The following is a 23071-nucleotide window of genomic DNA, read 5'->3' on the forward strand; positions in this document are numbered from 1 at the left end:
CCGATAGCCCCATGGCGAAGACTGCCAAGCAAAATCGGACGGAAGTCGCAATCACCATCGATGTCTCCATCGAGGCGGGAGGCTGGCCATCCGAGGAACTGCTGGGCATGCTGGCGGCGCACGCTGCCGAGGCGGCGATCGCGGAAGCCGGCGGCCATGCGGCGCAACCGGTCGAGCTCAGCCTGATGTTCACCGACGATGCGCATATCCAGGCGCTGAACGCCGAATGGCGCGGCAAGGACAAGCCGACCAACGTGCTGTCCTTTCCAGCTTTTCCGGCGAAGATAGGCGCTGCGCTGCCGCCGATGCTCGGCGACATCGTGCTGGCCTTCGAGACGGTGAAGAACGAAGCCGCGCTGGAAGGAAAACCCTTCGAGCACCATATCACCCATCTCATCGTCCATGGCCTGCTGCATCTGATGGGGCACGACCATGAGACGGACGGGGAAGCCGAGGTGATGGAGGAGCTGGAGCGCCGGGTGCTGGCGAGGCTTGCCATTCCCGATCCCTACGCGTAACAGAAAGCGTCCAACGACCGGAACGAGATGAACGACACCCCCGAGACTGCCGCCGGCCCCGAAACGGGCAGCGTCAGGAAGATTTCTGACCAGGCCGACGAAAGCCCGAGTCCGAGTACCACCGCGCCGGCGCCGCCGGAACGCACCTCCTTCATAGAATGGCTGTCGACGCTGTTCAGGCAACGCAACGGCAACAGCCTGCGCGACGACCTGACCGACGCGCTTGCCGAGAGCGAGGCCGACGCCGAGGCGTTCTCGCCGGCAGAACGCGCGATGCTCAACAACATCCTGCGGCTGCGCGAGGTTCGCGTCGAGGATGTGATGGTACCACGCGCCGACATCGAGGCGGTCGAGATATCGACCACGCTCGGCGCACTGCTGAACATATTCGAGCAATCCGGGCATTCGCGCATGCCGGTCTATTCCGGGACGCTCGACGATCCACGCGGCATGGTCCACATCCGCGACGTGCTGGCGCATATCACGCGCTCGGCCCGCGCCAAGAAAACCCGAACAACACGAAAGCCGCCGGTGGCAGCCGCCGGCCCGCTGGACCTGGCGAATGTCGAACTCGGCCGCTCGATCGGCGAACTCGACCTGATCCGCACGGTGCTGTTCGTGCCCCCCTCGATGCTGGCTTCCGACCTGATGGCGCGCATGCAGGCGGCGCGCACCCAGATGGCACTGGTGATCGACGAATATGGCGGCACCGACGGGCTCGCCTCGCTGGAAGACATCGTCGAGATGGTCGTCGGTGACATCGAGGATGAGCACGACGAGGAAGAACCGCTGATCACCCAGGCCGGCGAAGGCGTCTATGTCGTCGACGCCAAGGCCGAGATTGATGACGTCGCCAAGATGATCGGCAGCGATTTCGCGCCGGGCGAGCATGGCGAATATGTCGACACGATCGGCGGCCTGATCTTCAATGCGCTTGGCCGTGTGCCGGCGCGCGGCGAGGTGGTTCAGGCCGTGCCCGGCTACGAGTTCCACGTGCTCGATGCCGATCCGCGCCGCGTCAAGCGCGTGCGCATCGTTGAAGTGAAAAGCGAGCGCCGTCGGCGTGCCGCGAAGACCGAGCCGACCGAGTAGTCGATCGGTTTTAATCCTGCCAGCGCCGGTCTATCTTCCACCGATGACCCCAGCAGCCTTCACGCCCGACGAACTCGAACGCTACGCGCGCCACATCGTGCTGCCGGAGGTCGGCGGACCCGGGCAGCAGAGACTGAAGCGCGCCCGTGTGCTGGTGATCGGCGCCGGCGGGCTGGGAGCGCCGGTGCTGCAATATCTGGCGGCGGCGGGCGTCGGCACGCTGGGCGTGGTCGACGACGACACGGTGTCGCTCTCCAACCTGCAACGCCAGGTCATCCACGACACCGGCTCGGTGGGCGAGGCCAAGAATGCAAGTGCGGCGCGCTCCATCGCCCGCATCAATCCGAATGTGGCAGTCGAGGTCCACGATTTCCGTATCACAACGGACAACGCCCGCGAACTGGTGCGCCGCTACGATGTCGTCGCCGACGGCTCGGACAATTTCGACACGCGCTACGCAGTGGCCGATGCCTGCGCGGCCGAAGAAAAGCCGCTGGTGCATGCCGCTGTCGGCCGGTTCGACGGCTCGCTGACGGTGCTGAAGCCATTCGAGAGCGGCGGCGACGGGCAGCGCAATCCATCCTACCGTGATCTGTTTCCCGAGCCGCCGCCCGCGGGCATGGTGCCTTCCTGCGCCGAGGCTGGCGTGCTCGGCGCGCTGACTGGCGTCATGGGAACGCTGCAGGCGGTGGAGGTGATCAAGCTAATCACGGGCATCGGTGAGCCGCTGGTCGGCCGGTTGCTGCTCTATGACGGGCTGGCCGCGCAGTTCGACACGATCCGCTACAAAGCTTCTCAATGAGCGGCGACATCACCGTCTCGCAACTGCCGGCGGATTTCGGGGATTGGCAGGGCCTGCTGGCGCTCATCCGCCGCGCCTTCGCCTATATGGACGGTGTTATCGACCCGCCGTCTTCGGCGCATCTGCTGACACCGGCGCTGCTACGCAAGAAGGCGCAGGCCGAGACAATTTTCCTCGCATTTCAAGGCAAGCTGCTCGTCGGTTGCGTTGCGCTCGACGATCGCGGCGACCGTCTCTATCTCGGCAAGCTGGCGGTAGAACCCGATTTTCAGGGCCGTGGCATAAGCCGCCGCCTGCTGGATGCCGCAGAGCAGTTCGCCTGCGCCCAGAGCCGGCCAATGATCGAGCTTCAAACGCGCGTCGAGTTGACCGGCAACCACAAAACCTTCGCGCGGTTGGGTTTCGTCGAGACCGCGCGCACCGCCCATCCCGGATACGACCGCCCGACATCGATCACCATGCGCAAGACATTGGCATGAGCCTGGTCCTGACCGACGAAGAACAGGCAATCGCTGTCGGGCGGAACGGCGAAGGTGCCGCGATGGCGATGCGCATCGTCGCCGAAAGCGCCCGTCTGCTTGGCGCCCCGCGCCTTATCCCGATTGCCTCGGCCCACATAGACGGCGCGCTCTATCACGGCGATTCCGGCACATTGTTCGCGGAAAGACTGGTGGAGGGCGATGCGAAAGTCACGGTGCGTTCGACCCTGAATGTCGGCGCGCTGGACCTCATGGGCTGTTCGCGCGTGCGGCTGGAAGAGCCGGCGCGCGGCATGGCGCGGCGCATGATGAACGCCTATCGCAGGCTGGGCTGCGAACCGAGCTGGACCTGCGCGCCCTATCAGGCCGGACATCGGCCGGCCTTCGGCGCGAATGTGGCATGGGGCGAATCAAACGCCGTGGTCTTCTGCAATTCGGTGCTCGGCGCGCGCACCAATCGGTATGGCGATTTTCTGGACATCGCCTGTGCGATTGCAGGCCGAGCGCCGGATTGCGGGCTACACTGGGTGCAGAATCGGAAGGCACGGCTGGTATTCGATGTCGGCGGGCTTTCGCCGGCATTCATGAAGTCGGAAATCGCATGGCCGGTGCTGGGCAGCCTTTATGGCCGCGAAGTCGGCAACACGATCGGTATCGTGGCCGGCGTCGAAGGTCATCCCGGCGAGGACGCGCTGAAGGCGTTTGGCGCGGCGGCGGCTTCGACCGGCGCTGTCGGACTTTTCCACATCGCCGGCGTGACGCCCGAGGCGCCTGACCTTGCCAAAGCACTGGGAAATATGCCTGCAGAAACGACCATCGTTGTGACCGAACAGATGGTGCGGGCGGCGCAGGCGCGACTCTCGACGGCGGCCGGTGCGGATCGCGTTGACGCGGTTGCGATCGGTAGCCCGCATCTTTCGGCGGCCGAAGTCGAGCGGCTTGAAGCGCTGATCGCCGGGCGAAAACTCGCCGTGCCGCTCTATGCCTGCACGGGTCGCCACGTGCTCGCCGCGCTGGAAAAGGATGGCCGCCGCAAGGCGCTGGAAAAGGCAGGCGTCGTTATCGTCGCCGACACCTGCATCGTTGTCACGCCGATCCTGCCAGACAGGAAGGACGGCGTGCTGATGACCAATTCCGGAAAATTCGCGCAATATGCGCCGGGCAATACCGGTTATGCCGTGCTCTACGGCTCGATGGCCGATTGCGTCGAAAGCGCCGTTGCTGGCCGGCCGGTGTTCGGGTTCCGATCATGACGCCGCCGCGCGAGAAGATTTTCGCTCGTGGTCAGGTGCTGGTTGCCGGGTCCGCCGGCCAGGGCGAGGCGCTGCTTCTGACGGCGCCGATCAGTTTCTGGGGCGGCGTTGACCCGGCAAGCGGCCGCATCGCCGATGTCCGCCATCCCCAGCATGGCCTGTCGATCGCCGGGAAGGTGCTGTTCCTGCCGGGCACGATCGGTTCGTCCTCGGCGTCCGCCGTGCTGCTTGAACTGGTGCATGCCGGCTACGAGCCGGCGGCGATCGTGCTGCACGAACCCGACGCGATCCTGCTGCTCGGGCTCATCGTGGCGCGTGAAATGGGTTGGGAAACGCCAATGGCGGTCAAGCTGGAGCGCAAGCGGTTCGAGGCGTTTCGCGGCTTGATAGTCTGTGTCGGCGAAGACGGCGTGATTGCAGCCTGATCGTCGTGACCTGAAGGGCCGCAGACCCCTCGCCAATCTCTCGCGCCTTCCTCAGAACCGCCACTTCATCCCTTGCTCGGGAATGATGAAGTTGACGCCGAGATCGTTCTCCGCCTGGAGTTCCCTCAGGATATCCTCCTGCGGCAGCGGTCCCTTCTTCAGCGAATATTTGATGTGGCTGATCACCACGGGCAGGTCCTTGAGGCTGCCTTCTCCAGCCTTGTCCTCCAGCCCGCGCAATGACTTCAGCAACCATGCCGGCGTCAGATGGCCGAACAGAAACTTGTCCGGTTGGGCATTGGTATAGGACACTTCGATGATGATGGCCCTGAGCTGTTTCTGCCGAACCTTGTCGGAGACGGCGGCCCAGACATCGGCGATCTTCGACGACTTCTCGACCTCGTCCGGCCCGGTGTCGCCGAAGCAGAGCAGCGCGTCATTGCCGCTCTCGATCAGGAAGGCCGTCGATTCCACACCGCCATGGCTGAGGGGAAAGGCGGTGACGCTCATGCCTGTCCCTGTAATCTCGACCTTACCGGCGGCCGGCAGGTCGCGATATTCGTATTTCTTGAGCTGCGGTTGCTTGCCCCGGTTGCCGAAATTGGGCCAGGCTTCCCAGTTGAAATAGGTTTGCTCGATGTCTGCGTTGACCGAGGGCAGCGCGTAGATCGGCTTCTTGCCGTCGTCGGGCGACGCCGCGATCAGGCCGGCGATGTGGTCGAGATGGGCATGACTGATGAGATAACCCTTGATCTGCTCGACCAGCGCGTAGCCGACCTTCGTATACGGCGAATCGTCCGGCACGGTCAGACCGTCCAAGGCGCCCTTGGCGTCCGCGACACGCAGCCCGGCGACCAGTGCGCCAGCATCGCAAGTCACGGCGCGCGGATCGCCATGCGGCGCGATCAGGTAGGCGCTGAGATTGCCGTCCTCGATCCCGCCGCGCGCTCCGAGCGTCACGACGTCGAAGCCTTCGTCGGCCTGCGCCACTGCAGAGAGCGCCAGAAATGCCGCGAGGGCGGGCAATGCCGTCCGTTTCATCGAGACCTCTTCCCGGTTGTGATGCCGCGCACATAGCGCGCGTTCATGACGCGATGGTGTAGGGCGGCGGCAAATGACTCCGACGTCAGGTCCGGTTCGGCAGCACGCGGTCCGGCGGGCGATGGCCGTCGATGAAGGCCCGGATGTTGATGATCACCTTCTCGCCCATGTCGATGCGGCCCTCGATGGTGGCCGAGCCCATATGCGGCAGGATGACGACCTTTCCCTTGGCCGCGAGCTTGACGAGCTTGGGATTGACGGCGGGCTCGTGCTCGAAGACGTCGAGCCCTGCGCCGGCGATCTTGCCGTCGTGCAAGAGCTTGATCAGCGCCTCCTCGTCGATCAGGTCGCCGCGCGCGGTGTTCACCAGATAGCTGGTCGGCTGCATCAATGCGAGGCGGCGCGCCGACAGCAAGTGGAAGGTCGCTGGCGTCGACGGGCAGTTGATCGAGATGATGTCCATGCGCGCCAGCATCTGGTCGAGGCTTTCCCAATAGGTCGCCTCCAGTTCGTCCTCGATGCTTTGCAGTGCGCGGTGGCGGTTGTGGTAGTGGATCGAAAGGCCGAATGCCTTTGCGCGGCGCGCCACCGCGGTGCCGATGCGGCCCATGCCGATGATGCCGAGCCGCTTGCCGGTGAAGCGTCGGCCCAGCATCCAGGTGGGCGACCAGCCGGCCCATTTCGCCGGATGCTCCAGAATGTTGGCGCCTTCGGTCAGCCGGCGCGGAACGGCCAGCATCAGCGCCATGGTCATGTCGGCCGTGTCCTCGGTCAGCACGCCGGGCGTATTGGTGACGGTGATCCCTTTTCTGGTCGCAGCCTCCACGTCGATCTTGTCGACGCCGTTGCCGAAATTGGCGATCAGCTTGAAATTCTTGCCAGCCTGCTCGATCAGCGGTGCGTCGATGCGGTCGGTGACGGTCGGCACAAGCACGTCCGCCTCCTTCATCGCCGCCACCAGTTCCGCTTGCGTCAGCGGGCGATCATCGACGTTCAGCCGCGCGTCGAAAAGCTCGCGCATGCGCGTCTCGACCTGATCGGGCAGCTTGCGGGTGATCACGACGAGAGGCCTTTTCTTGCCCGCCATTGTTTCCTCGAATCCGGATCCTGTTGAGACCTCTTTAACCAAGACGGGCGAAACTTGATGCCGGTCGAGGCGCTGCAGCCTGTGTAACAAGCGGTCGGGCCGATGACAAAGAAAAAGGCGCCGCGCGGCAAGCGTGCCGGCGCCGCATGCAGAGGTACGAGAGTGTCTGGTCCAGTGTCGTTTCGCGCCGCCGCCGTGGCTGCACTGCTTGCCTTGTCTTTGCTGCCGCCCGCAGGCGACACGGCGCTGGCGCAGGGAGCCGTCCTTCAAAGCGCATCGCAGGGCGCCAGCGGCTTGCCGTTGCCGCGATTCGTCAGCCTCAAGTCCGGGCGGGTGAATTCCCGTATAGGACCCGGCGTGAACTACCCCGTCGACTGGATGTATCTGAAATCAGGCCTGCCGATGGAGATTATCCAGGAATACGACAATTGGCGGCGCGTCCGCGATTCGGACGGCTCCGAGGGGTGGGTCAACCAGTCGCTGCTTTCCGGAAAGCGCACGGCGATCGCCGCGCCGTGGCAGCGCGGCAAAGACGCGACGATCGACCTGCTCTCCGAACCGAGGAATGACGCGGGCAAGGTGGCAGTGATCGAGCCCGGCGTGGTCGGCATCATCAAGGAATGCAATGGCGACTGGTGCCGGATGACGTTTGCCGGCCATACCGGCTGGCTCAACCAGACACTGGTATGGGGCGCCTATCCCGGCGAGACGATCAAGGATTGACCGTCGGGTTCAGCCCCGTCCGATTCGGCCGAGATGTGTGTCCTGAAATGATGTCGGCAACTTGAGGCCGTAGCCGAGCGCGCGGTCCACGGCGATGTGGAATGCCCAGATCAGCGTGATCTGCTTGGCGATGACGCTGTCCGTTGCCCAGGCGAGGGCGGCAAGGATGAACGGTCCTATCAGAATGTGCACCAGATTGTAGGCGAAGGCGCCGATGCGTGGCCCCGCCAGATAGAAGAGCATGGAAAGGTCGGGTACCAGCACCAGTACCGCGAACAGCAGCCATGCCCCGCCCACGATCGCGAAGACCACGGCCGCCGCCAACGCCACTCACACCCACTCGACCCTGAGCGTGACGTCCATCCAGCGGGGAAGCTGCATTTTAGAGGCTAGGCGTCGCTTTTCCGGCGCAGGCGCACCACCACGTCGACGTTGACGATCTCCATGCCTTCCGGCGGCTCGGGAAGATCGCTGACCTTGATCGGGCCGGACATGATGTCGAAGACGGTGTTCTCGCCTTCAATGAAGAAGTGGTGATGGTCCGAGGTATTGGTGTCGAAATAGGTCTTCGACCCTTCGACGGCGAGGATGCGGAGCAGCCCGGCCTCGGTGAACTGATGCAGTGTGTTGTAGACTGTTGCCAGCGAAACCGGGACTCCGACCGCGAGCGCTTCCTCATGGAGAAGCTCGGCGGAGAGATGGCGATCACCCTTGGCGAACAGCAGATCGGCAAGCGCGACTCGCTGTCGCGTCGGGCGAAGACCTGCCCGTCGCACACGTTCATCTACGCTTATTGTGCTGTTCGACGACTTCATCGTCCCGCCAATTCTACCCCGGTAATCCACGCATATTTCGCGAAAGTGGCTGATATGCGCACAAATCCCTTAAGAGCATATATTCGGTTGTCCGCGTTCGATCAATAGCCGTGCATTGACCGGGCAAAGCCGGCAGGCTAATCGCTAACGTCGATTTCCGGGTTGAAACGGTTCGTGATGCCGCTTCTGTAAACGACAAAGGTGCAGCCGGGCGCCAGAGATGAGTAAGGGCGGAAACTGATGGCAGCGGCGAAATCCAGCTACGACTATGATGACCTGCTGGCCTGCGCGCGCGGCGACCTGTTCGGCCCGGGCAACGCTCAACTGCCCTACCCGCCGATGCTGATGTTCGACCGCATCACCGAGATCAGCGAGACCGGCGGCGCATTCGACAAGGGTTTCATCCGCGCCGAATTCGACATCAAGCCCGACCTGTGGTTCTTCGCCTGCCATTTCATCGGCAATCCGATCATGCCAGGTTGCCTGGGCCTCGACGCCATGTGGCAGATGACCGGCTTCTATCTCGGCTGGCTGGGCGAGCCCGGCAAGGGCATGGCGCTGTCGACCGGCGAGGTCAGATTCAAGGGCATGGTCACGCCTTCGGTGAAGAAGGTGGAATACGGCGTAGACTTCAAGCGAGTCATGCGGGGACGCCTGGTGCTAGGCATCGCCGACGGCTGGTTGAAAGCCGATGGCGAGCCCATATACGCGGCAACCGACCTCAAGGTCGGCCTGTCCAAGCAGTCCGCCGCCGCCTGATCGGCCGGACGCATTAGGTTTAGCGAGGATCGCATCATGAGACGTGTCGTCGTCACGGGCTTGGGGATCGTCTCCTCGATCGGCAACAACGCCAATGAAGTGCAGGCATCGCTGCATGACGCGAAATCCGGCATCAGCTTTTCGGATTCCTTCGCCGAACATGGATTCCGCTGCCAGGTCTGGGGCGCGCCGACGCTCGATCCGTCCGAAATGGTCGACCGCCGCGCCTTGCGTTTCCTGCACAAGGGCGGCGCGTGGAACCATGTGGCGATGCAGCAGGCGATCGTCGATGCCGGACTGGAAGAGAGCGACATCACCAACGAGCGCACCGGCATCATCATGGGCTCGGGAGGGCCGTCGACCAAGACGATCGTGGAAGCCGCCGAAACGACGCTGAAGAACAACAGCCCCAAGCGCATCGGCCCGTTCGCCGTGCCGAAGGCGATGTCGTCGACGGCGTCCGCCACTCTCGCCACCTGGTTCAAGATCCACGGCGTCAATTATTCGATCTCGTCGGCCTGCTCGACCTCGGCGCATTGCATCGGCAACGCCGCCGAAATGATCCAGTGGGGCAAGCAGGACGTGATGTTCGCCGGCGGCCACGAGGATCTCGACTGGACCATGTCCGACCTATTCGACGCCATGGGCGCCATGTCGTCAAAATTCAACGACCGCGCCTCCACCGCCTCGCGAGCCTATGACGTCAACCGTGACGGCTTCGTCATCGCCGGTGGCGCGGGCGTGCTTGTGCTGGAGGAACTAGAGCACGCCAAGGCGCGCGGCGCGAAGATCTACGCCGAAATCGTCGGTTATGGTGCGACTTCGGACGGCTACGACATGGTCGCACCGTCCGGCGAAGGCGCTGTCCGCTGCATGAAGCAGGCGATCGCCACGGTCAGCGGCCCTATCGACTACATTAACACCCACGGCACATCCACGCCGGTCGGCGATTCCCGCGAGATGGGCGCGATCCGCGAGGTGTTCGGCACAGAGATGCCCTACATCACTTCGACGAAGTCGCTGACCGGGCATTCGCTCGGCGCCGCAGGCGTGCAGGAATCGATCTATTCGATCCTGATGATGCAGGGCGGCTTCATCGGCAAGAGCGCCCATATCGAGACGCTCGATCCAGAATTCGAAGGCATGCCGATCGTTCGCGAGCGCATCGACAATGCGAAGATCGATACGGTGCTGTCGAATTCCTTCGGCTTCGGCGGCACCAACGCGACGCTGGTCTTCCAGCGCTACAGTTGAGCGAATAGCGAATAGTGAGTAGCGAATAGGGAAGAAATTGCGATTCTATTCGCTACTCCCTATTCGCTATTCGCTATTCGCTTTATCGAGGATCCTTCACGATGACCCCACTTATGCAAGGCAAGCGCGGCCTCGTCATGGGGGTTGCGAATGATCATTCGATCGCCTGGGGCATCGCCAGCAGCCTTGCCGCACATGGCGCCGAACTTGCCTTCACCTATCAGGGCGACGCCTTCGGAAGGCGCGTGAAGCCGCTGGCGGAAAAGGTGGGCGCATCGCTCGTCCTGCCTTGCGACGTCGAGGACAGTGTATCGGTCGCCAGCGTGTTCGAGACGCTTGGCAACGAGTGGGGCAAGCTCGATTTCGTCGTGCATGCAATCGGCTTCTCCGACAAGAACGAGTTGAAGGGGCTCTACGCGGACACCAGCCGCGAGAACTTCATCCGCACCATGGTGATCTCCTGCTATTCCTTCACCGAGGTTGCCCGTAACGCCGCTGCCCTGATGTCCGAAGGCGGGTCGATGCTGACGCTCACCTATGCCGGGTCGGTCCGCATCATGCCCAACTACAACGTCATGGGCGTGGCCAAGGCCGGGCTTGAGGCGAGCGTGCGCTATCTCGCCAACGATTTTGGCCCGCGTGGCATAAGGGTCAACGCGATCTCGGCCGGGCCGGTGCGCACACTGGCCGGCGCAGGCATCTCGGATGCCCGCTACATGTTCGCCTACCAGCAACGGAACTCGCCGCTGCGGCGCACGGTGACGCTCGATGAGGTGGGCGGATCGGCGCTTTATCTTCTCTCCGACCTTTCGTCAGGCGTCACCGGAGAGATTCACTATGTGGACTCAGGCTATCATATCGTCTCGATGCCGACGCTCGACGAGTTGAAGCAGGGTGACACCGGGCGCGAATGACGGCAAGCTGACGATCAGCGCTTGATTCTGCCAAACACGCTAAAATACCATCCATAGGCGGAAAGGCGTCTTAAGGACATCCAAGGTAGATCTGCCGGCAACCGAGGACTTTCTGCGCATGGCGTCAGCCGTAAATCCAAGACGCGGCCCCATGTTCAGGCTGATCACGATCGGCGCGTCCGGGCTTTGCAGCTTCATCCTCGGTCTCTGGGGCCTGAATTACGGCTTCGGGGAAGACATGGCAGGCCTCTCCGGCGACACGGTGGGGGCGATCGTCGCTGCATTGTGCGCGCTCGTCGCTGCGGGCTCCGCCCTGTCGTTCTTCGCGGGCGTCGATGAGTCGGCCGGCTACGTCTACAACGAGACCCATTTCGACAAGTTGACGGGCCTGCTTGCCCGCACGGCGATGGTCGGCAAGATCGCAGAGGCGGCATCGGCGGCCGTGCGGACCGGGGAACCGATCTTCCTGGTCGACATCGATATCGACCGCTTCAAGCACATCAACGATTCGATCGGCTACAGCCAAGGCGACGACCTGATCCGCGCCTTCACCGCCCGGCTGAAGGAAAATCTGCCGCGCGGCGTGACCATCGGCCGGATCGGCGCCGGCGAATTCGCCGTGCTCGTGCCGGACCGCGTCGCGAAAGACCGCCTGGACGCACTTATCGACACGCTCATCGAGCGCATGACCGAACCCTATCAGTTGAAGACCCATCTTCAGACGGTCAACCTGTCGGTCGGGATCGTCGCCATGCCGAAGGACGGAGTCGATCCGGTGCTCATCCTGCGGCGTTCCAGTCTTGCGCTGCAGAATGCGCGCGCCAGCGGCATCGGCGAATGGGCAGTCTTTCAGCCGGAGATGGGCCGAGTTGCAGAATATCGCCAGTGGGTCGAGTCGGAACTGCACACAGCCTTCCAGCATGGCGATTTCCATCTCGACTATCAGCCACAGCTCGACCTCGCCAACGGCCGCATCGTCGGCTACGAGGCGTTAATCCGCTGGAAGCACGCAGAACGCGGCATGATCCCGCCGGTCGAGTTCATTCCGATCGCCGAGGAAACCGGCATGATCGTGCCGATCGGCGAATGGGTGCTGCGGCAGGCCTGCGAGGATGCCAGACATCTGCCGAACGACTGCGTCATCGCCGTCAACATCTCGCCAGTGCAGTTCATGGCTCGCGACTTCCTCGATGTGGTCGCCGACGCGGTGCGGACGTCCGGCATCGATCCCAGGCGCCTTGAACTCGAAGTGACGGAATCGGCGATGATGCAGGATCGCGTCTACGCAGCGGTCCTGCTCAGGAAACTCGGCGACATGGGAATTTCGGTGGCTGTCGACGATTTCGGCACGGGTTATTCGAACCTCAGCTATCTGATCGATTTCCCGTTCCACAAGCTGAAGATCGACCGTTCGTTCATCAGCCGCATCGAAACCGATTCCAGCTCGAACGCCGTGGTTTCGACCATCGTCAGCCTGTCTCACGCACTTGGCGTGAAGACCATCGCCGAGGGTGTCGAAACCGAAAAACAGGCGACGATGCTGCGCGCTGCGGGCTGCCAGGAAGTGCAGGGTTTTCTGTTCGGCCGGCCGGCTCCGTTGGGGACGAGGCCGGCTCTGTCGGTCGTTCAGGGCGGACTGGCCAGCGCGCGTCAGGTCGCCTGAAGTATTCTCAGCGTCTTGCTGCCAAAACCTTGAAAGTGCCGTTGCCGGTGATCTCCCGCACTTCGGAAACGGCGTCGGCCATGGTCTTTTCATAAGGCAGCTGGCGGTTCGCCACCAAAAACAGCCGCCCTCCGGACTTCAGCGAAGAGATGGCGGTGCGGATGATCGCCTGCCCAAGCTCCGGCTCCGCCCTGCGCCCAAGATGAAACGGCGGGTTCATGACGATCGCGTCGTAGCGCTCCGCCACCGGTTCGCCGGCCAGATCGTGCCAGAAGAAACGCACCGGCGGTGATCCGATTTCGGCGAGATTGGCCTTCGCGGCTTCGAGCGAGGCGAAATCGGCTTCGTAAAGATCGAGCGCCTTCACTTTCGGGAAGCGTCCCGCGACCTCATGGGCGAGATAACCCCAGCCGGCGCAGAAATCGGCGACGCGGCCCGCAAGATTGTCGGGCAGGCTTTCGGCGAGCAGTTTTGAACCAGCATCGATGCGGTCGTGCGAGAACATGCCCGGGGCGGCGCGGAAGCGGCCTTCGATGCTCACTGTCTGCGCACCGGCCCGCAATTCCCCTGCGATCCGGGCTGCATCCTGCGGGCGCCGGAACCAGAAGGCGGTCCCATGGTACTTGGGGAGATGCCCCTCGATATCCACGATGTCGGCCATGCGTTTACGCAAGGACGCGATACCATCGTCCTTGCTGCCCGCAACCACGATCTGTCCATCCGACCTGGTTCGGACGAGCGCCTCGGCGATGCGCAATTCGTTCTCGCCACGATGCCGGCCCGTCAGCACGAGCGCCGCATCGAAGTTTTCGCCTTCGGCTTGCGGCGTTATTGCAAAACCGGTTCGTTCAAGCGCGCGGAAATACGGGCGAAAGCCCTGGATGAGATGCAGGGAAGCCTCGAACCCGTCCGGTAATCGAAAGCCGGGTTCGGCGCCGAAGAATACGACACGGGTTCCATTTCCGGGTGGGACGAGAACGCCAGCCTCAAAAGGATAAAACAGCGTCTTCATCGGTTCGGTCGACATATCGGATCATACCCGGCTGATTGACGGAGGAACAAAAGAAAACGGGCGCGCCGCAGCGGCGCGCCCGTTTCAGATTCCTTGGTGAAGCTGCTTACGCGGCGTCTTCCTCGGTCTTCTTCTCGCGCGCGAGTTCCTTGCCGGTCTTCTGGTCGACGACCTTCATGGAAAGCCGCACCTTGCCGCGCTCGTCGAAGCCCATCAGCTTGACCCAGACCTTGTCGCCTTCCTTGACGACGTCCGTCGTCTTCTGGACGCGGTCGCTGGCGAGCTGCGAGATGTGGACGAGACCGTCGCGGGGCCCGAAGAAATTGACGAAGGCGCCGAAATCGGCGGTCTTCACCACGGTACCCTCGTAGATCTCGCCGATTTCCGGCTCAGCCACGATGGTGTGGATCCACTTCTTCGCCGCCTCGATCTCCTTGGCGTTGGAAGAGGCGATCTTGACCGTGCCGTCGTCCTCGATGTTGATCTTGGCGCCGGTCTTCTCGACGATCTCGCGGATCACCTTGCCGCCCGAGCCGATCACTTCGCGGATCTTGTCGGTCGGGATGTGCATGACCTCGATGCGCGGCGCGAACTCGCCGAGTTCCTTGCGGCCTTCGGACAGCGCATGGGCCATCTCGCCGAGGATGTGCAGACGGCCGTCCTTGGCCTGGCCGAGCGCCACCTTCATGATCTCCTCGGTGATGCCGTCGATCTTGATGTCCATCTGCAGCGAGGTAATGCCATTGGCCGTGCCCGCCACCTTGAAGTCCATGTCGCCGAGGTGGTCCTCGTCGCCGAGGATGTCGGAGAGCACCGCGAAACGCTCGCCTTCCTTGATCAGGCCCATGGCGATGCCGGCGACCGGACGGGTCAGCGGAACGCCGGCGTCCATCAGGGCCAGTGAGGTGCCGCAGACCGTCGCCATCGACGACGAGCCGTTGGACTCGGTGATCTCGGAGACGACACGCAGCGTGTAGGGGAACTGCTCCGCGGACGGCAGCATCGGATGCACGGCGCGCCAGGCGAGCTTGCCGTGGCCGATCTCGCGGCGCCCCGGCGAACCCATGCGGCCGGTCTCGCCTACGGAGTAGGGCGGGAAGTTGTAGTGAAGGAGGAAGGTCTCCTTGTACATGCCGGTCAGCGAATCGACATACTGCTCGTCCTCGCCGGTGCCGAGCGTGGCGACGACGATCGCCTGCGTCTCGCCGCGGGTGAACAGCGCCGAGCCGTGGGTGCGCGGCAGGATGCCGACTTCCGAGACGATCTTGCGGACCGTCTTCAGGTCGCGACCGTCGATGCGTGAGCCGGTGTCCAGGATGTTCCAGCGGACGATCTTGGCCTGCAGGTCCTTGAACACCCCGCCGACCTCTTCCTTGGACCAGACGGTGTCATCGGCGCCTTCCGGCAGAAGCGTTGCCTTGACCTTCGCCTTCGCGGCGTCGACCGCGGCGTAGCGGGCCTGCTTGTCGATGATCTTGTAGGCGGCGCGCAACTCGTCCTCGACCAGGCCGAGCATCGTCGCTTCGAGTTCGCTGAGATCCTTGACCTTGTGGTCGCGCGGGTCCTTGGCGGCCAGTTCGGCGAGTTGGATGATCGCGTCGAGCACCGGCTGGAAGCCCTTGTGGCCGAACATGACGGCGCCGAGCAGGACGTCTTCGGACAGTTCCTGCGCCTCGGACTCGACCATCAGCACGGCATCGCCGGTACCGGCGACGACGAGGTCGAGCTTGGATTCCGGCATCACGTCGATATGCGGGTTGAGAACGTATTCGCCATTGACGTAGCCGACGCGGGCGCCGCCGACGGGGCCCATGAACGGCACGCCCGACAGCGTCAGCGCGGCCGAGGTGGCGACGATCGCCAGAACGTCCGGATCGTTTTCCAGGTCATGCTGCATGACGGTGACGACGATCTGGGTGTCGTTCTTGTAGCCGTCGGCGAAGAGCGGGCGGATCGGGCGGTCGATCAGGCGGGAGACCAGCGTCTCCTTCTCGCTCGGACGGCCCTCGCGCTTGAAATAGCCGCCCGGGATCTTACCGGCGGCGTAGGTCTTTTCCTGGTAGTTGACGGTGAGCGGGAAGAAGTCGAGGCCGGGCTTCGGCTCCTTCATCGACACGACGGTGGCGAGAACCACGGTCTCGCCGTAGGTGGCGAGCACGGCGCCGTCGGCCTGGCGGGCGATCTTGCCGGTCTCGAGGATCAGCGGGCGGCCAGCCCATTCGATTTCTATTCTGTGATGGTTGAACATGTCTTGTCCTTGCTGTGCGGGCAGCGCCGGACCGGCCTCATTGCCGTCGGCGCATCCCTATTGGCTGCGGGTCGGACGAGCCACGGGCAAGACAACGGGAGGTCCGGATCATCGACGCGGGCGTGGCGGCGTCTCCGGGCGTCCTGCAATCCTGCCCCATGACCTGTCCATGAGCGGTTTCGATCCTGCCCTCGGGATCGAGCCGGTGGTGGACCTCGACGCCTCCAGCCCTTGCGGCGGCTGCTTCACGGTCCGGCGGGGCACGAACGATCGTGTCCCGAATGCGCGACCGGCGGGCTTTCGCTGGGAAAGCCCGCCGGTCAGTTCGTCAACGGCGCAAGCCGAGCTTTTCGATCAGGGTCGCGTAGCGGCCTTCGTCCTTGCCCTTCAGATAGTCGAGCAGGCGGCGGCGCTGCGACACCAGAGCGAGCAGGCCGCGGCGGGAATGGTTGTCCTTCACATGGCCCTTGAAGTGCTCGGTCAGGTTCTTGATCCGCTCCGAGAGAATGGCGACCTGCACTTCGGGAGACCCTGTGTCGCCCGACTTGGTCGCGTATTCCGTCATGAGTTCTTTCTTGCGATCAGCAGTGATCGACATCGCGTTTTTCCTTTATCATTTGAGGAAACAGGATGCCCACAGCCGGGATGTCGTCCAGCAGGGGCCGTTATCGTCGCTCGTTTTCGTGCGATGCGGCGCATATAGGGCAATTCCTTTGCAAAAGCCATACCCCTTGCATTGCGCGGTTTTGGGAGCCTTTAGGCGAATTTGCATGGCTGGCCGATAGAGACGGCGGCGGCCCATGGAGCCGCCTTTGGTTCGCCGGCGCCGGAATATGAAGGGGCGAAGTCGGGCGGCTACGCAGCACGCCGCCCGGTCGCCTCGATGCTCCTTCCGACCCGGCGGAGAATGCACGCCTTTCAGGCAAAAACGGAATATGTTAGCGCTACCCGAGCGCTGTTTCGCCTTGCGCCGATTGAGGAATGAGAAAGATTTTCCCATGAGGAGCCGGTCCCGCCGCGGTGGCGGACGCCCGACCATCGCCGATGTCGCCAAGCTCGCCGGCGTCAGCGCCATCAGCGTGTCGCGGGCGTTGCGCGAGCCGGGGCGCGTGTCGGAAGAGTTGCGGCGCCAGATCGACGCCGCCGTCGAGACGCTGGGCTACGTGCCGGATCCCAACGCGCGGGCGCTGGCCTCGGCCCGCGCCGACGTGATCGGCGTGCTGGTGCCGTCGCTCACCAACAACGTCTTCGCCGACGTGGTGCGCGGCATCTATGACGGACTGGGCGACCGCAGTTTCCAGATCCAGATGGGCAACACGCATTATTCGGGCCTGGAGGAAGAGCGCCTGCTGCAGGTCTTCCTCGGCCAGCGTCCGGCGGCGCTCATCGTTTCGGGACGGGACCAGACGCCGGGCGCCCGCAAGCTGCTGGAAACGGCGGGGTGTCCGGTCGTCCAGATCATGGATATCGGCGACGAGCCGATCGACATGATGATCGGCTTCTCGCATTTCGACGGCGGACGAACTGCGACCCAGCACATGATCGACCGGGGCTATCGCCGCATCGGCTTCATCGGCGCACGCATGGATCCGCGTTCGCAACGCCGCCTTGCCGGCTATCGCGCCGCCGTCGAGGCGGCAGGGTTCTACGATCCCCGCCTGATAACCACCACGCCGGCGCCCTCCAGCGTTTCGCTCGGCTGCGAGTTGCTGCGCGACGCGCTCGCCCGGATGCCGGCGCTCGACGCCATTTTCTGCAACAATGACGACCTGGCGCTCGGCGTGCTGTTCGAATGCAACCGCGCCGCAATCGATGTGCCGCGCCGGATCGGCATTTGCGGCTTCAACGACCTCGAAATGATGCATGTCGCCTTCCCGTCGATCACCACCGTGCGCACCCATCGCTACGAGATCGGCCGGCGCGCGGTGCGGCTTGCCCTGGAAAGACTCAGCGGAAACAACGTGCAGCCGGGTTTGCTCGACCTCGGCTTTGAATTGAAGATCCGCGAAAGCACAGCCGGCCCAGGATAAGTCGTTACATCTAAAATGTGACTTTACAGGCGAATGTGGTAGCGCTAACATCTTCATTGATGCTGGCTTTCGGGAGGAACCATCGGCCGGCATCCGACCAAGGACTCGTCGGCGACCCAAAGCAAGGCAGGCGATGAGAATGCCTCAAGGCATCCGTCCCCGGCAAGGCGCATGGAACGCGGACGTCTCCCGTCGTGGCCGTTCATCAATTCTGGGAGGAATTCTATGATCAAGTCACTCGTCGGCGGCATCGTCGCTGCCACCGCGCTTATGCTTGCCTCGACCGTCGCCTTCGCCGAGCCGGAAATCGTCAGCGGCCCCGCCGCCGATGCCGGCTGCTTCGCACCTTGGTCTGCCGATACCAAGTTCTTCAAATTCCCGAAGAAGGATGGCCCCTACCGCATCGCACTCGCCAATGGTTACATCGCCAACACCTGGCGCATCCAGATGATCCAGACCGCCAAGGCCTATGCAGCCCAGCCGGACGTCGCGGCAAAGCTGAAGGAATTCAAGGTTGTGTCGACCGGCGAGGACGTGCCGGCACAGATCTCGGCGATCAACAACTTCATCGATTCGGGTTATGACGCCATCGTCGTCAACGCGCAGAACCCGACGGCCTTCGCGCCCGTCATCAAGCGCGCCAAGGACGCCGGCGTCATCCTCGTCGCCTTCGACAATATTCTGGACACCGAGGACGCGATCAACGTGAACGTCGACCAGAAGGGCCTTGGCACGCTCTGGGGCGACTGGCTCGTCAAGCACATTCCGGACGGCGGCAAGGTTCTCGAAGTCCGTGGCGTCGCCGGCACGTCGGTCGACACCGACCGTCACAACGGCATCCACGAGGCGCTCGATGCCTCGGGCAAAAAGTGGGACGTCGTCGAAGTGCTCGGCAAGTGGGACGATCCGACCGCGCAGAAGGCGACCGCCGATGCCATCGCCGTTCATAAGAAGTTCGACGGCATCACCGCGCAGGGTGGCGACACCGGCGTCGTGCAGGCGATGATCGACGCAAAGCATGCCTTCGTGCCGTTTGGCGGCGAGACCGAAAACGGTTTCCGCAAATTCTGCGCGGCGCATGCTGTCGACGGCCTGAAATGTACGTCCGCAGGCACCGGTCCGGCCCAGGTTGCGGTCGCAATCAAGACTGCAATCGCGGCGCTTGAAGGCGAAGTCGTTCCCCAGTCGGTCAAGCTGCCGCTGGCCATCGTGTCCGATCCTGACTTCAAGGAAGGCCAGGATTTCTTCCCCGACCAGTCCGATAACTTCTTCGTCGGCAACTCCTTCCCGACCTGCGGCATCAACTTCACCGCGCAGGAGATCATGGGCCAGTCGAAGGAAAACCAGTAAGCTTTCGAAGCTGTCACGCCGCGGGAGATTTCCCGCGGCGTTACTTCCGGCTGGAACATCGGGGCGCAAATGGAAGCCGAGTCTGAAGGCGGAGCCGGGCTGCTCTTCCGCATGGAAGGCATTTCGAAACGTTACGGTGGCGTTCGCGCGCTGGAGAATGCCGATCTGCCGGTCACCGCCGGCCGCATCCACGCTATCCTGGGCGAGAACGGCGCCGGAAAATCGACGCTGATCAAGGTCATGGCCGGCGTCGTCGCCCCCGACGAGGGGCGCATAATGCTCGACGGCCGCGAGGTGCGTTTCGCATCGCCCGCCGAAGCCAATGCGGCTGGCATCGCCTGCATCTTCCAGGAACTGTCGCTCATCCCTGACCTCAGCGTCGCCGACAACATCGCGATTTCCGACCCGCCGCGCCGCTTCGGCCTGATCGACCGCCGCGCCCAGCGGCGTATCGCCATGGAAGCGCTGGCGCGCGCCGGCGCCGGCGACATCCATCCGCGCACGCTGGTCAAGGACCTGCCGCTGTCGCGGCGCCAGATGGTCGAGATCGCCAAGGCGCTGGCGCGCAACCCGCGCATCCTTATTCTCGACGAAGCGACTTCGGCCCTCACGGCGGCGGACGTCACCAAGGTCTTTTCCGTTCTGAAGCGCCTGCGCTCGGAGGGTCTGGCGCTGCTCTACATCTCGCATCGCATGCACGAGATCGCCGAACTTGCCGACGAGTGCACCGTTTTCCGCAACGGCCGCAAGGTCGCGACCTACGAGGCCGGCACAAGGACCGACACCGAAGTCATCGAGATGATGATCGGCCGCGAATACAGCAACGTGTTTCCGCCCAAGCCGGTTCGTTCGGCATTCGGCGAGACGCCGATGCTGGAACTGCGCAAGCTCGGCTGGACCGACCGGCTGCGCGACATTTCGCTGACCATCGGGCGCGGCGAGGTGGTCGGTCTCGGCGGTCTTGACGGCCAGGGCCAGCGCGAACTGCTGCTCGCCCTGTTCGGCGTGCTGCGCGGCTGCTCCGGCGAGGTTCTCGTCGACGGCAAGCCGGTGTCCATTTCCAGCCCGGCGGAGGCCCGCAAGAGCGGCGTCGGCATGGCGCTCATCCCGGAGGACCGCAAGACCGAAGGCCTGATGCTGCCGATGACGGTGCGAGAGAACCTGTCCTTCGCCGTCCTCGACCGGATATCGCGCGCCGGCATCATCGACCGTGACGAGGAAAACCGGCTTATCGACGAGATGGTGAAACTGCTCGCCATCAAGACCGCGGGCGTCGACATTCCCGTCGGCGCGCTCTCCGGCGGCAACCAGCAGAAGGTGGTCATCGCCAAATGGCTGATGCGCCAGCCGCGCATCATCCTGCTCAACGACCCGACGCGCGGCATCGACGTCGGCACCAAGCAGGAGATTTACCTGCTGCTGCGCCGCCTGGCCGACGCCGGCGCTTCGATCCTGTTCTACTCGACGGATTATGACGAGTTGATCGGCTGCTGCGACCGGGTTCTGGTGCTCTATGACGGCCGTGTGGTGCGTACGCTGGAAGGCGAAGGCATCACCGAGCACGCGCTGATCGCCAGTGCGCTCAACATCGACGGATCGGTTACCAAGGGAGAGGCGGCGTGAAGGAGTGGCGCTATATCGTCGCCGAGCACCGCGGCACGCTGCTCGCCATCGGCATCTTCGCGCTGATGTTCATGATCTACCTGCTGAACCATCCGGCGATCGAGGGCAACGGGTTCACGGCCAAAGCTGTCTCCAATGTCAGCCAGACCGCGGCCAACAAGGCGGTGCTGCTCGCCTTCGTCGCCATGGCGCAGACGCTGGTGGTCATCACCGCCGGCATCGACCTGTCCGTCGGCATGATCTTCATCCTCACCAACTGCCTCGCCTCGTGGCTGGTCGTCGGCACGCCGCTGGAAACCGCCTTCGGCGTGATCGTCGTGCTCGGCGTCGGCCTGTTGTGCGGCGCGCTCAACGGGCTGATCGTCATTGTCGGGCGACTGCAGCCGATCGTCGCCACCATCGCCACCGGCTCGATCTATTTCGGCCTGGCGCTGATGCTGCGGCCCTATCCCGGCGGTTCGGTCAACGAGGATTTGGCGGACGCCCTGACCGGCCGGCTGTTCGGCTTCATCCCCTCCAGCCTCGTCGTACTCGCCGTCGTGGTGCTGGTGGTCTGGGTGCCGTTCAGCCGCTCGCTGCTCGGCCGCACCGCCTACGCCTCCGGGTCTTCCGAACCCGCTGCCTATATGTCGGGCATACCGATCGGAAAGGCTAAGTTCCTCGCCTACACGCTTTCCGGCCTGCTCGCGTCGATCGGCGGCCTGTTCCTGACCTTCTTCACCTATACGGGCGAGGCGGCGCTCGCCAGCGGCAACGCGTATACGCTGTTTTCCATCGCAGCCGTCGTGCTCGGCGGCGTGTCGCTGTTCGGCGGCAAGGGCAGCGCCATCGGCGCGATCTTCGGCGCGCTTGCCTTCCGCACCATCGGCGACCTGCTGTTCGTCTTCGATTTCGATCCGCTGTGGCAGCCGCTGTTCCAGGGCGTCGTCCTGCTCGTCGCCGTCAGCCTCGGCGCTTTCGCACTCTTCCGGGTCCGCAACCGGCTGGAGTGGTTCCAATGAGCGAGATGACAAGGCCGGCCATGGCGCGCCTCCCGAAATTCTTCCGCGGCGTCGATCCGGCCGTCGCCACCGCCTTCGCCTGCATCGTGCTGCTGCTGGTCTTCGGAAGCTTCTATTCGACCAGCTTCCTGTCGCCGGAATATCTCCTGCAGCAGTTGAAGGTGGCATCGTTCCTCGGCGTCATCGCGACTGGCATGATGATCGTTATCCTGTTGGGACAAATCGATCTTTCGGTTCCGTGGTCGGTCGCGGTCGGCGGCATGATGGCCTGCGCCGCCGCGGCTTTCGGGCCGATGGGCGTGGCGCTGGCCATTCCCTTCGGCATCTTGTGCGGCGCGCTGATCGGCGTGGTCAACGGCATCGGCGTCGCCTATCTGCGCATCCCGTCGATGATCATCACGCTCGCCACCAACGCCGTCGCTCAAGGCTTGATGGTGGTTTACACAGGCGGCTTCTCGCCCCAGGACTCGGCGACTGCCGCCATGCGCGAGATCGCCACCGGCGAACTGATCCCTAGCGTGCCCAACGCCGTCATCATCTGGGCGGTCATCGGCGCCGGCGCGGTATTCCTGTTGACCAGAACCACCTTCGGGCGTTCCGTTTACGCCATCGGCAACCGGGAGCGCGCGGCCTATCTGTCGGGTGTCGACACCCGTCGCATCGTATTGATCGCCTTCGCGATTTCCGGCGCGCTTAGCGCTTTCGGCGGCGTGCTGCTCGCCGGCTACGCCTCCAAGGCGGCGCAGTCCATGGGCGACACCTACCTGCTGCCGTCGATCGCCGCGGTCGTGCTCGGCGGCACGTCGATCCTCGGCGGGCGTGGATCGTATCTCGGCACCATCGCCGGCGTCATCCTGATCACGCTCTTGCAGTCCATCCTGTCGGTGATGCAGATGCCGGAGGCCGGGCGCCAAGTCATCTATGGCGTTGTTATTGTTGGCATGTTGCTGCTTTACGGCCGCAGCCCGGCGAGCCGCTGAGC

The 23071-nt window shown here is 63.7% G+C and carries 24 protein-coding genes; 17 read left to right on the forward strand and 7 right to left on the reverse strand.

The window, feature by feature from the left end:
- The first annotated feature begins 11 nt into the window (after nucleotides 1-11).
- Genes ybeY through ACSBOB_RS30165 form a run of 6 tightly spaced genes read left to right on the forward strand, consistent with a single transcriptional unit; the run spans nucleotide 12 to nucleotide 4569 of the window.
- A complete protein-coding gene (ybeY, locus tag ACSBOB_RS30140; protein WP_442579699.1) occupies nucleotides 12-518 on the forward strand; it encodes an rRNA maturation RNase YbeY in 507 nt (168 codons plus the stop codon).
- Nucleotides 519-545: 27 nt separating this feature from the next.
- A complete protein-coding gene (locus ACSBOB_RS30145; protein WP_442579700.1) occupies nucleotides 546-1610 on the forward strand; it encodes a hemolysin family protein in 1065 nt (354 codons plus the stop codon).
- A gap of 43 nt (nucleotides 1611-1653) precedes the next feature.
- The gene (locus ACSBOB_RS30150; RefSeq protein ID WP_442579701.1) at nucleotides 1654-2412 is read left to right on the forward strand and encodes a molybdopterin-synthase adenylyltransferase MoeB; all 759 of its coding nucleotides are present in this window, start codon (nucleotides 1654-1656) and stop codon (nucleotides 2410-2412) included.
- A complete protein-coding gene (locus tag ACSBOB_RS30155; protein ID WP_442579702.1) occupies nucleotides 2409-2891 on the forward strand; it encodes a GNAT family N-acetyltransferase in 483 nt (160 codons plus the stop codon). Before ACSBOB_RS30150 ends, ACSBOB_RS30155 begins: the two co-directional genes overlap by 4 nt.
- Complete coding sequence (locus ACSBOB_RS30160) at nucleotides 2888-4144, forward strand: aconitase X (protein WP_442579703.1); 1257 nt, start codon at nucleotides 2888-2890, stop codon at nucleotides 4142-4144. The genes ACSBOB_RS30155 and ACSBOB_RS30160 overlap by 4 nt, the downstream gene beginning before the upstream one ends.
- Nucleotides 4141-4569 (forward strand): aconitase X swivel domain-containing protein, encoded by a 429-nt coding sequence (locus tag ACSBOB_RS30165; RefSeq protein ID WP_442579704.1) that lies wholly within the window; start codon nucleotides 4141-4143, stop codon nucleotides 4567-4569. The genes ACSBOB_RS30160 and ACSBOB_RS30165 overlap by 4 nt, the downstream gene beginning before the upstream one ends.
- A gap of 51 nt (nucleotides 4570-4620) precedes the next feature.
- On the opposite strand, the gene ACSBOB_RS30170 is transcribed toward ACSBOB_RS30165, so the two are convergent.
- Both ACSBOB_RS30170 and ACSBOB_RS30175 read right to left on the reverse strand, forming a co-directional pair.
- On the reverse strand, nucleotides 4621-5610 hold the full coding sequence (locus ACSBOB_RS30170; RefSeq protein ID WP_442579705.1) for an MBL fold metallo-hydrolase: 990 nt from the start codon (nucleotides 5608-5610) through the stop codon (nucleotides 4621-4623).
- 85 nt (nucleotides 5611-5695) lie between these two features.
- Nucleotides 5696-6697 (reverse strand): 2-hydroxyacid dehydrogenase, encoded by a 1002-nt coding sequence (locus ACSBOB_RS30175; protein WP_442579706.1) that lies wholly within the window; start codon nucleotides 6695-6697, stop codon nucleotides 5696-5698.
- Between the two features lie 162 nt (nucleotides 6698-6859).
- Here ACSBOB_RS30175 and ACSBOB_RS30180 point away from each other — a divergent pair, with 162 nt between their 5' ends.
- Nucleotides 6860-7420, forward strand: coding sequence for an SH3 domain-containing protein (locus tag ACSBOB_RS30180; protein ID WP_442579707.1), 561 nt, complete (start codon nucleotides 6860-6862; stop codon nucleotides 7418-7420).
- Between the two features lie 9 nt (nucleotides 7421-7429).
- Here the strand turns inward: ACSBOB_RS30180 and ACSBOB_RS30185 are convergent, their stop codons facing one another.
- The gene (locus ACSBOB_RS30185; protein WP_442579708.1) at nucleotides 7430-7750 is read right to left on the reverse strand and encodes a DUF4260 domain-containing protein; all 321 of its coding nucleotides are present in this window, start codon (nucleotides 7748-7750) and stop codon (nucleotides 7430-7432) included.
- 59 nt (nucleotides 7751-7809) lie between these two features.
- Nucleotides 7810-8235 carry an iron response transcriptional regulator IrrA gene (irrA, locus tag ACSBOB_RS30190; protein ID WP_442579709.1) on the reverse strand — a complete coding sequence of 142 codons (426 nt, stop codon included), beginning with the start codon at nucleotides 8233-8235 and terminating at the stop codon, nucleotides 7810-7812.
- 240 nt (nucleotides 8236-8475) lie between these two features.
- Here irrA and fabA point away from each other — a divergent pair, with 240 nt between their 5' ends.
- The 4 genes from fabA to ACSBOB_RS30210 all read left to right on the forward strand — a co-directional run bounded on the left by fabA (nucleotide 8476) and on the right by ACSBOB_RS30210 (nucleotide 12825).
- Complete coding sequence (fabA, locus tag ACSBOB_RS30195) at nucleotides 8476-8994, forward strand: 3-hydroxyacyl-[acyl-carrier-protein] dehydratase FabA (RefSeq protein WP_442579710.1); 519 nt, start codon at nucleotides 8476-8478, stop codon at nucleotides 8992-8994.
- Between the two features lie 36 nt (nucleotides 8995-9030).
- The gene (gene fabB / locus ACSBOB_RS30200) at nucleotides 9031-10248 is read left to right on the forward strand and encodes a beta-ketoacyl-ACP synthase I (RefSeq protein ID WP_442579711.1); all 1218 of its coding nucleotides are present in this window, start codon (nucleotides 9031-9033) and stop codon (nucleotides 10246-10248) included.
- A 101-nt stretch (nucleotides 10249-10349) separates the two neighbouring features.
- Complete coding sequence (gene fabI, locus ACSBOB_RS30205) at nucleotides 10350-11162, forward strand: enoyl-ACP reductase FabI (RefSeq protein WP_442579712.1); 813 nt, start codon at nucleotides 10350-10352, stop codon at nucleotides 11160-11162.
- A 118-nt stretch (nucleotides 11163-11280) separates the two neighbouring features.
- On the forward strand, nucleotides 11281-12825 hold the full coding sequence (locus ACSBOB_RS30210) for a putative bifunctional diguanylate cyclase/phosphodiesterase (RefSeq protein ID WP_442579713.1): 1545 nt from the start codon (nucleotides 11281-11283) through the stop codon (nucleotides 12823-12825).
- 7 nt (nucleotides 12826-12832) lie between these two features.
- Here the strand turns inward: ACSBOB_RS30210 and ACSBOB_RS30215 are convergent, their stop codons facing one another.
- Nucleotides 12833-13366 (reverse strand): class I SAM-dependent methyltransferase, encoded by a 534-nt coding sequence (locus ACSBOB_RS30215; protein WP_442579714.1) that lies wholly within the window; start codon nucleotides 13364-13366, stop codon nucleotides 12833-12835.
- A gap of 75 nt (nucleotides 13367-13441) precedes the next feature.
- On the opposite strand from ACSBOB_RS30215, the gene ACSBOB_RS30220 reads away from it, so the two are divergent.
- A complete protein-coding gene (locus ACSBOB_RS30220) occupies nucleotides 13442-13741 on the forward strand; it encodes a hypothetical protein (RefSeq protein ID WP_442579715.1) in 300 nt (99 codons plus the stop codon).
- 202 nt (nucleotides 13742-13943) lie between these two features.
- On the opposite strand, the gene pnp is transcribed toward ACSBOB_RS30220, so the two are convergent.
- Together pnp and rpsO are read right to left on the reverse strand one after the other, a co-directional pair.
- A complete protein-coding gene (gene pnp, locus ACSBOB_RS30225) occupies nucleotides 13944-16085 on the reverse strand; it encodes a polyribonucleotide nucleotidyltransferase (protein WP_442579716.1) in 2142 nt (713 codons plus the stop codon).
- 328 nt (nucleotides 16086-16413) lie between these two features.
- Nucleotides 16414-16683, reverse strand: a complete 270-nt coding sequence (rpsO, locus tag ACSBOB_RS30230; protein WP_442579717.1) for a 30S ribosomal protein S15 — start codon at nucleotides 16681-16683, stop codon at nucleotides 16414-16416.
- A 400-nt stretch (nucleotides 16684-17083) separates the two neighbouring features.
- Between rpsO and ACSBOB_RS30235 the strand changes: the two genes are divergently transcribed.
- The 5 genes from ACSBOB_RS30235 (at nucleotide 17084) to ACSBOB_RS30255 (ending at nucleotide 23069) form a co-directional block, all read left to right on the forward strand.
- On the forward strand, nucleotides 17084-18115 hold the full coding sequence (locus ACSBOB_RS30235) for a LacI family DNA-binding transcriptional regulator (protein ID WP_442579718.1): 1032 nt from the start codon (nucleotides 17084-17086) through the stop codon (nucleotides 18113-18115).
- 225 nt (nucleotides 18116-18340) lie between these two features.
- On the forward strand, nucleotides 18341-19465 hold the full coding sequence (locus ACSBOB_RS30240) for a sugar ABC transporter substrate-binding protein (protein WP_442579719.1): 1125 nt from the start codon (nucleotides 18341-18343) through the stop codon (nucleotides 19463-19465).
- Nucleotides 19466-19534: 69 nt separating this feature from the next.
- Nucleotides 19535-21088 carry a sugar ABC transporter ATP-binding protein gene (locus ACSBOB_RS30245; RefSeq protein ID WP_442579720.1) on the forward strand — a complete coding sequence of 518 codons (1554 nt, stop codon included), beginning with the start codon at nucleotides 19535-19537 and terminating at the stop codon, nucleotides 21086-21088.
- Nucleotides 21085-22089 carry an ABC transporter permease gene (locus ACSBOB_RS30250; RefSeq protein WP_442579721.1) on the forward strand — a complete coding sequence of 335 codons (1005 nt, stop codon included), beginning with the start codon at nucleotides 21085-21087 and terminating at the stop codon, nucleotides 22087-22089. The genes ACSBOB_RS30245 and ACSBOB_RS30250 overlap by 4 nt, the downstream gene beginning before the upstream one ends.
- Nucleotides 22086-23069 carry an ABC transporter permease gene (locus tag ACSBOB_RS30255; RefSeq protein ID WP_442579722.1) on the forward strand — a complete coding sequence of 328 codons (984 nt, stop codon included), beginning with the start codon at nucleotides 22086-22088 and terminating at the stop codon, nucleotides 23067-23069. The genes ACSBOB_RS30250 and ACSBOB_RS30255 overlap by 4 nt, the downstream gene beginning before the upstream one ends.
- The last annotated feature ends 2 nt before the right edge of the window (nucleotides 23070-23071 follow it).

Origin of the sequence: Mesorhizobium sp. KACC 23794 (assembly GCF_052180275.1) — a bacterium.
Lineage (GTDB): Bacteria > Pseudomonadota > Alphaproteobacteria > Rhizobiales > Rhizobiaceae > Kumtagia.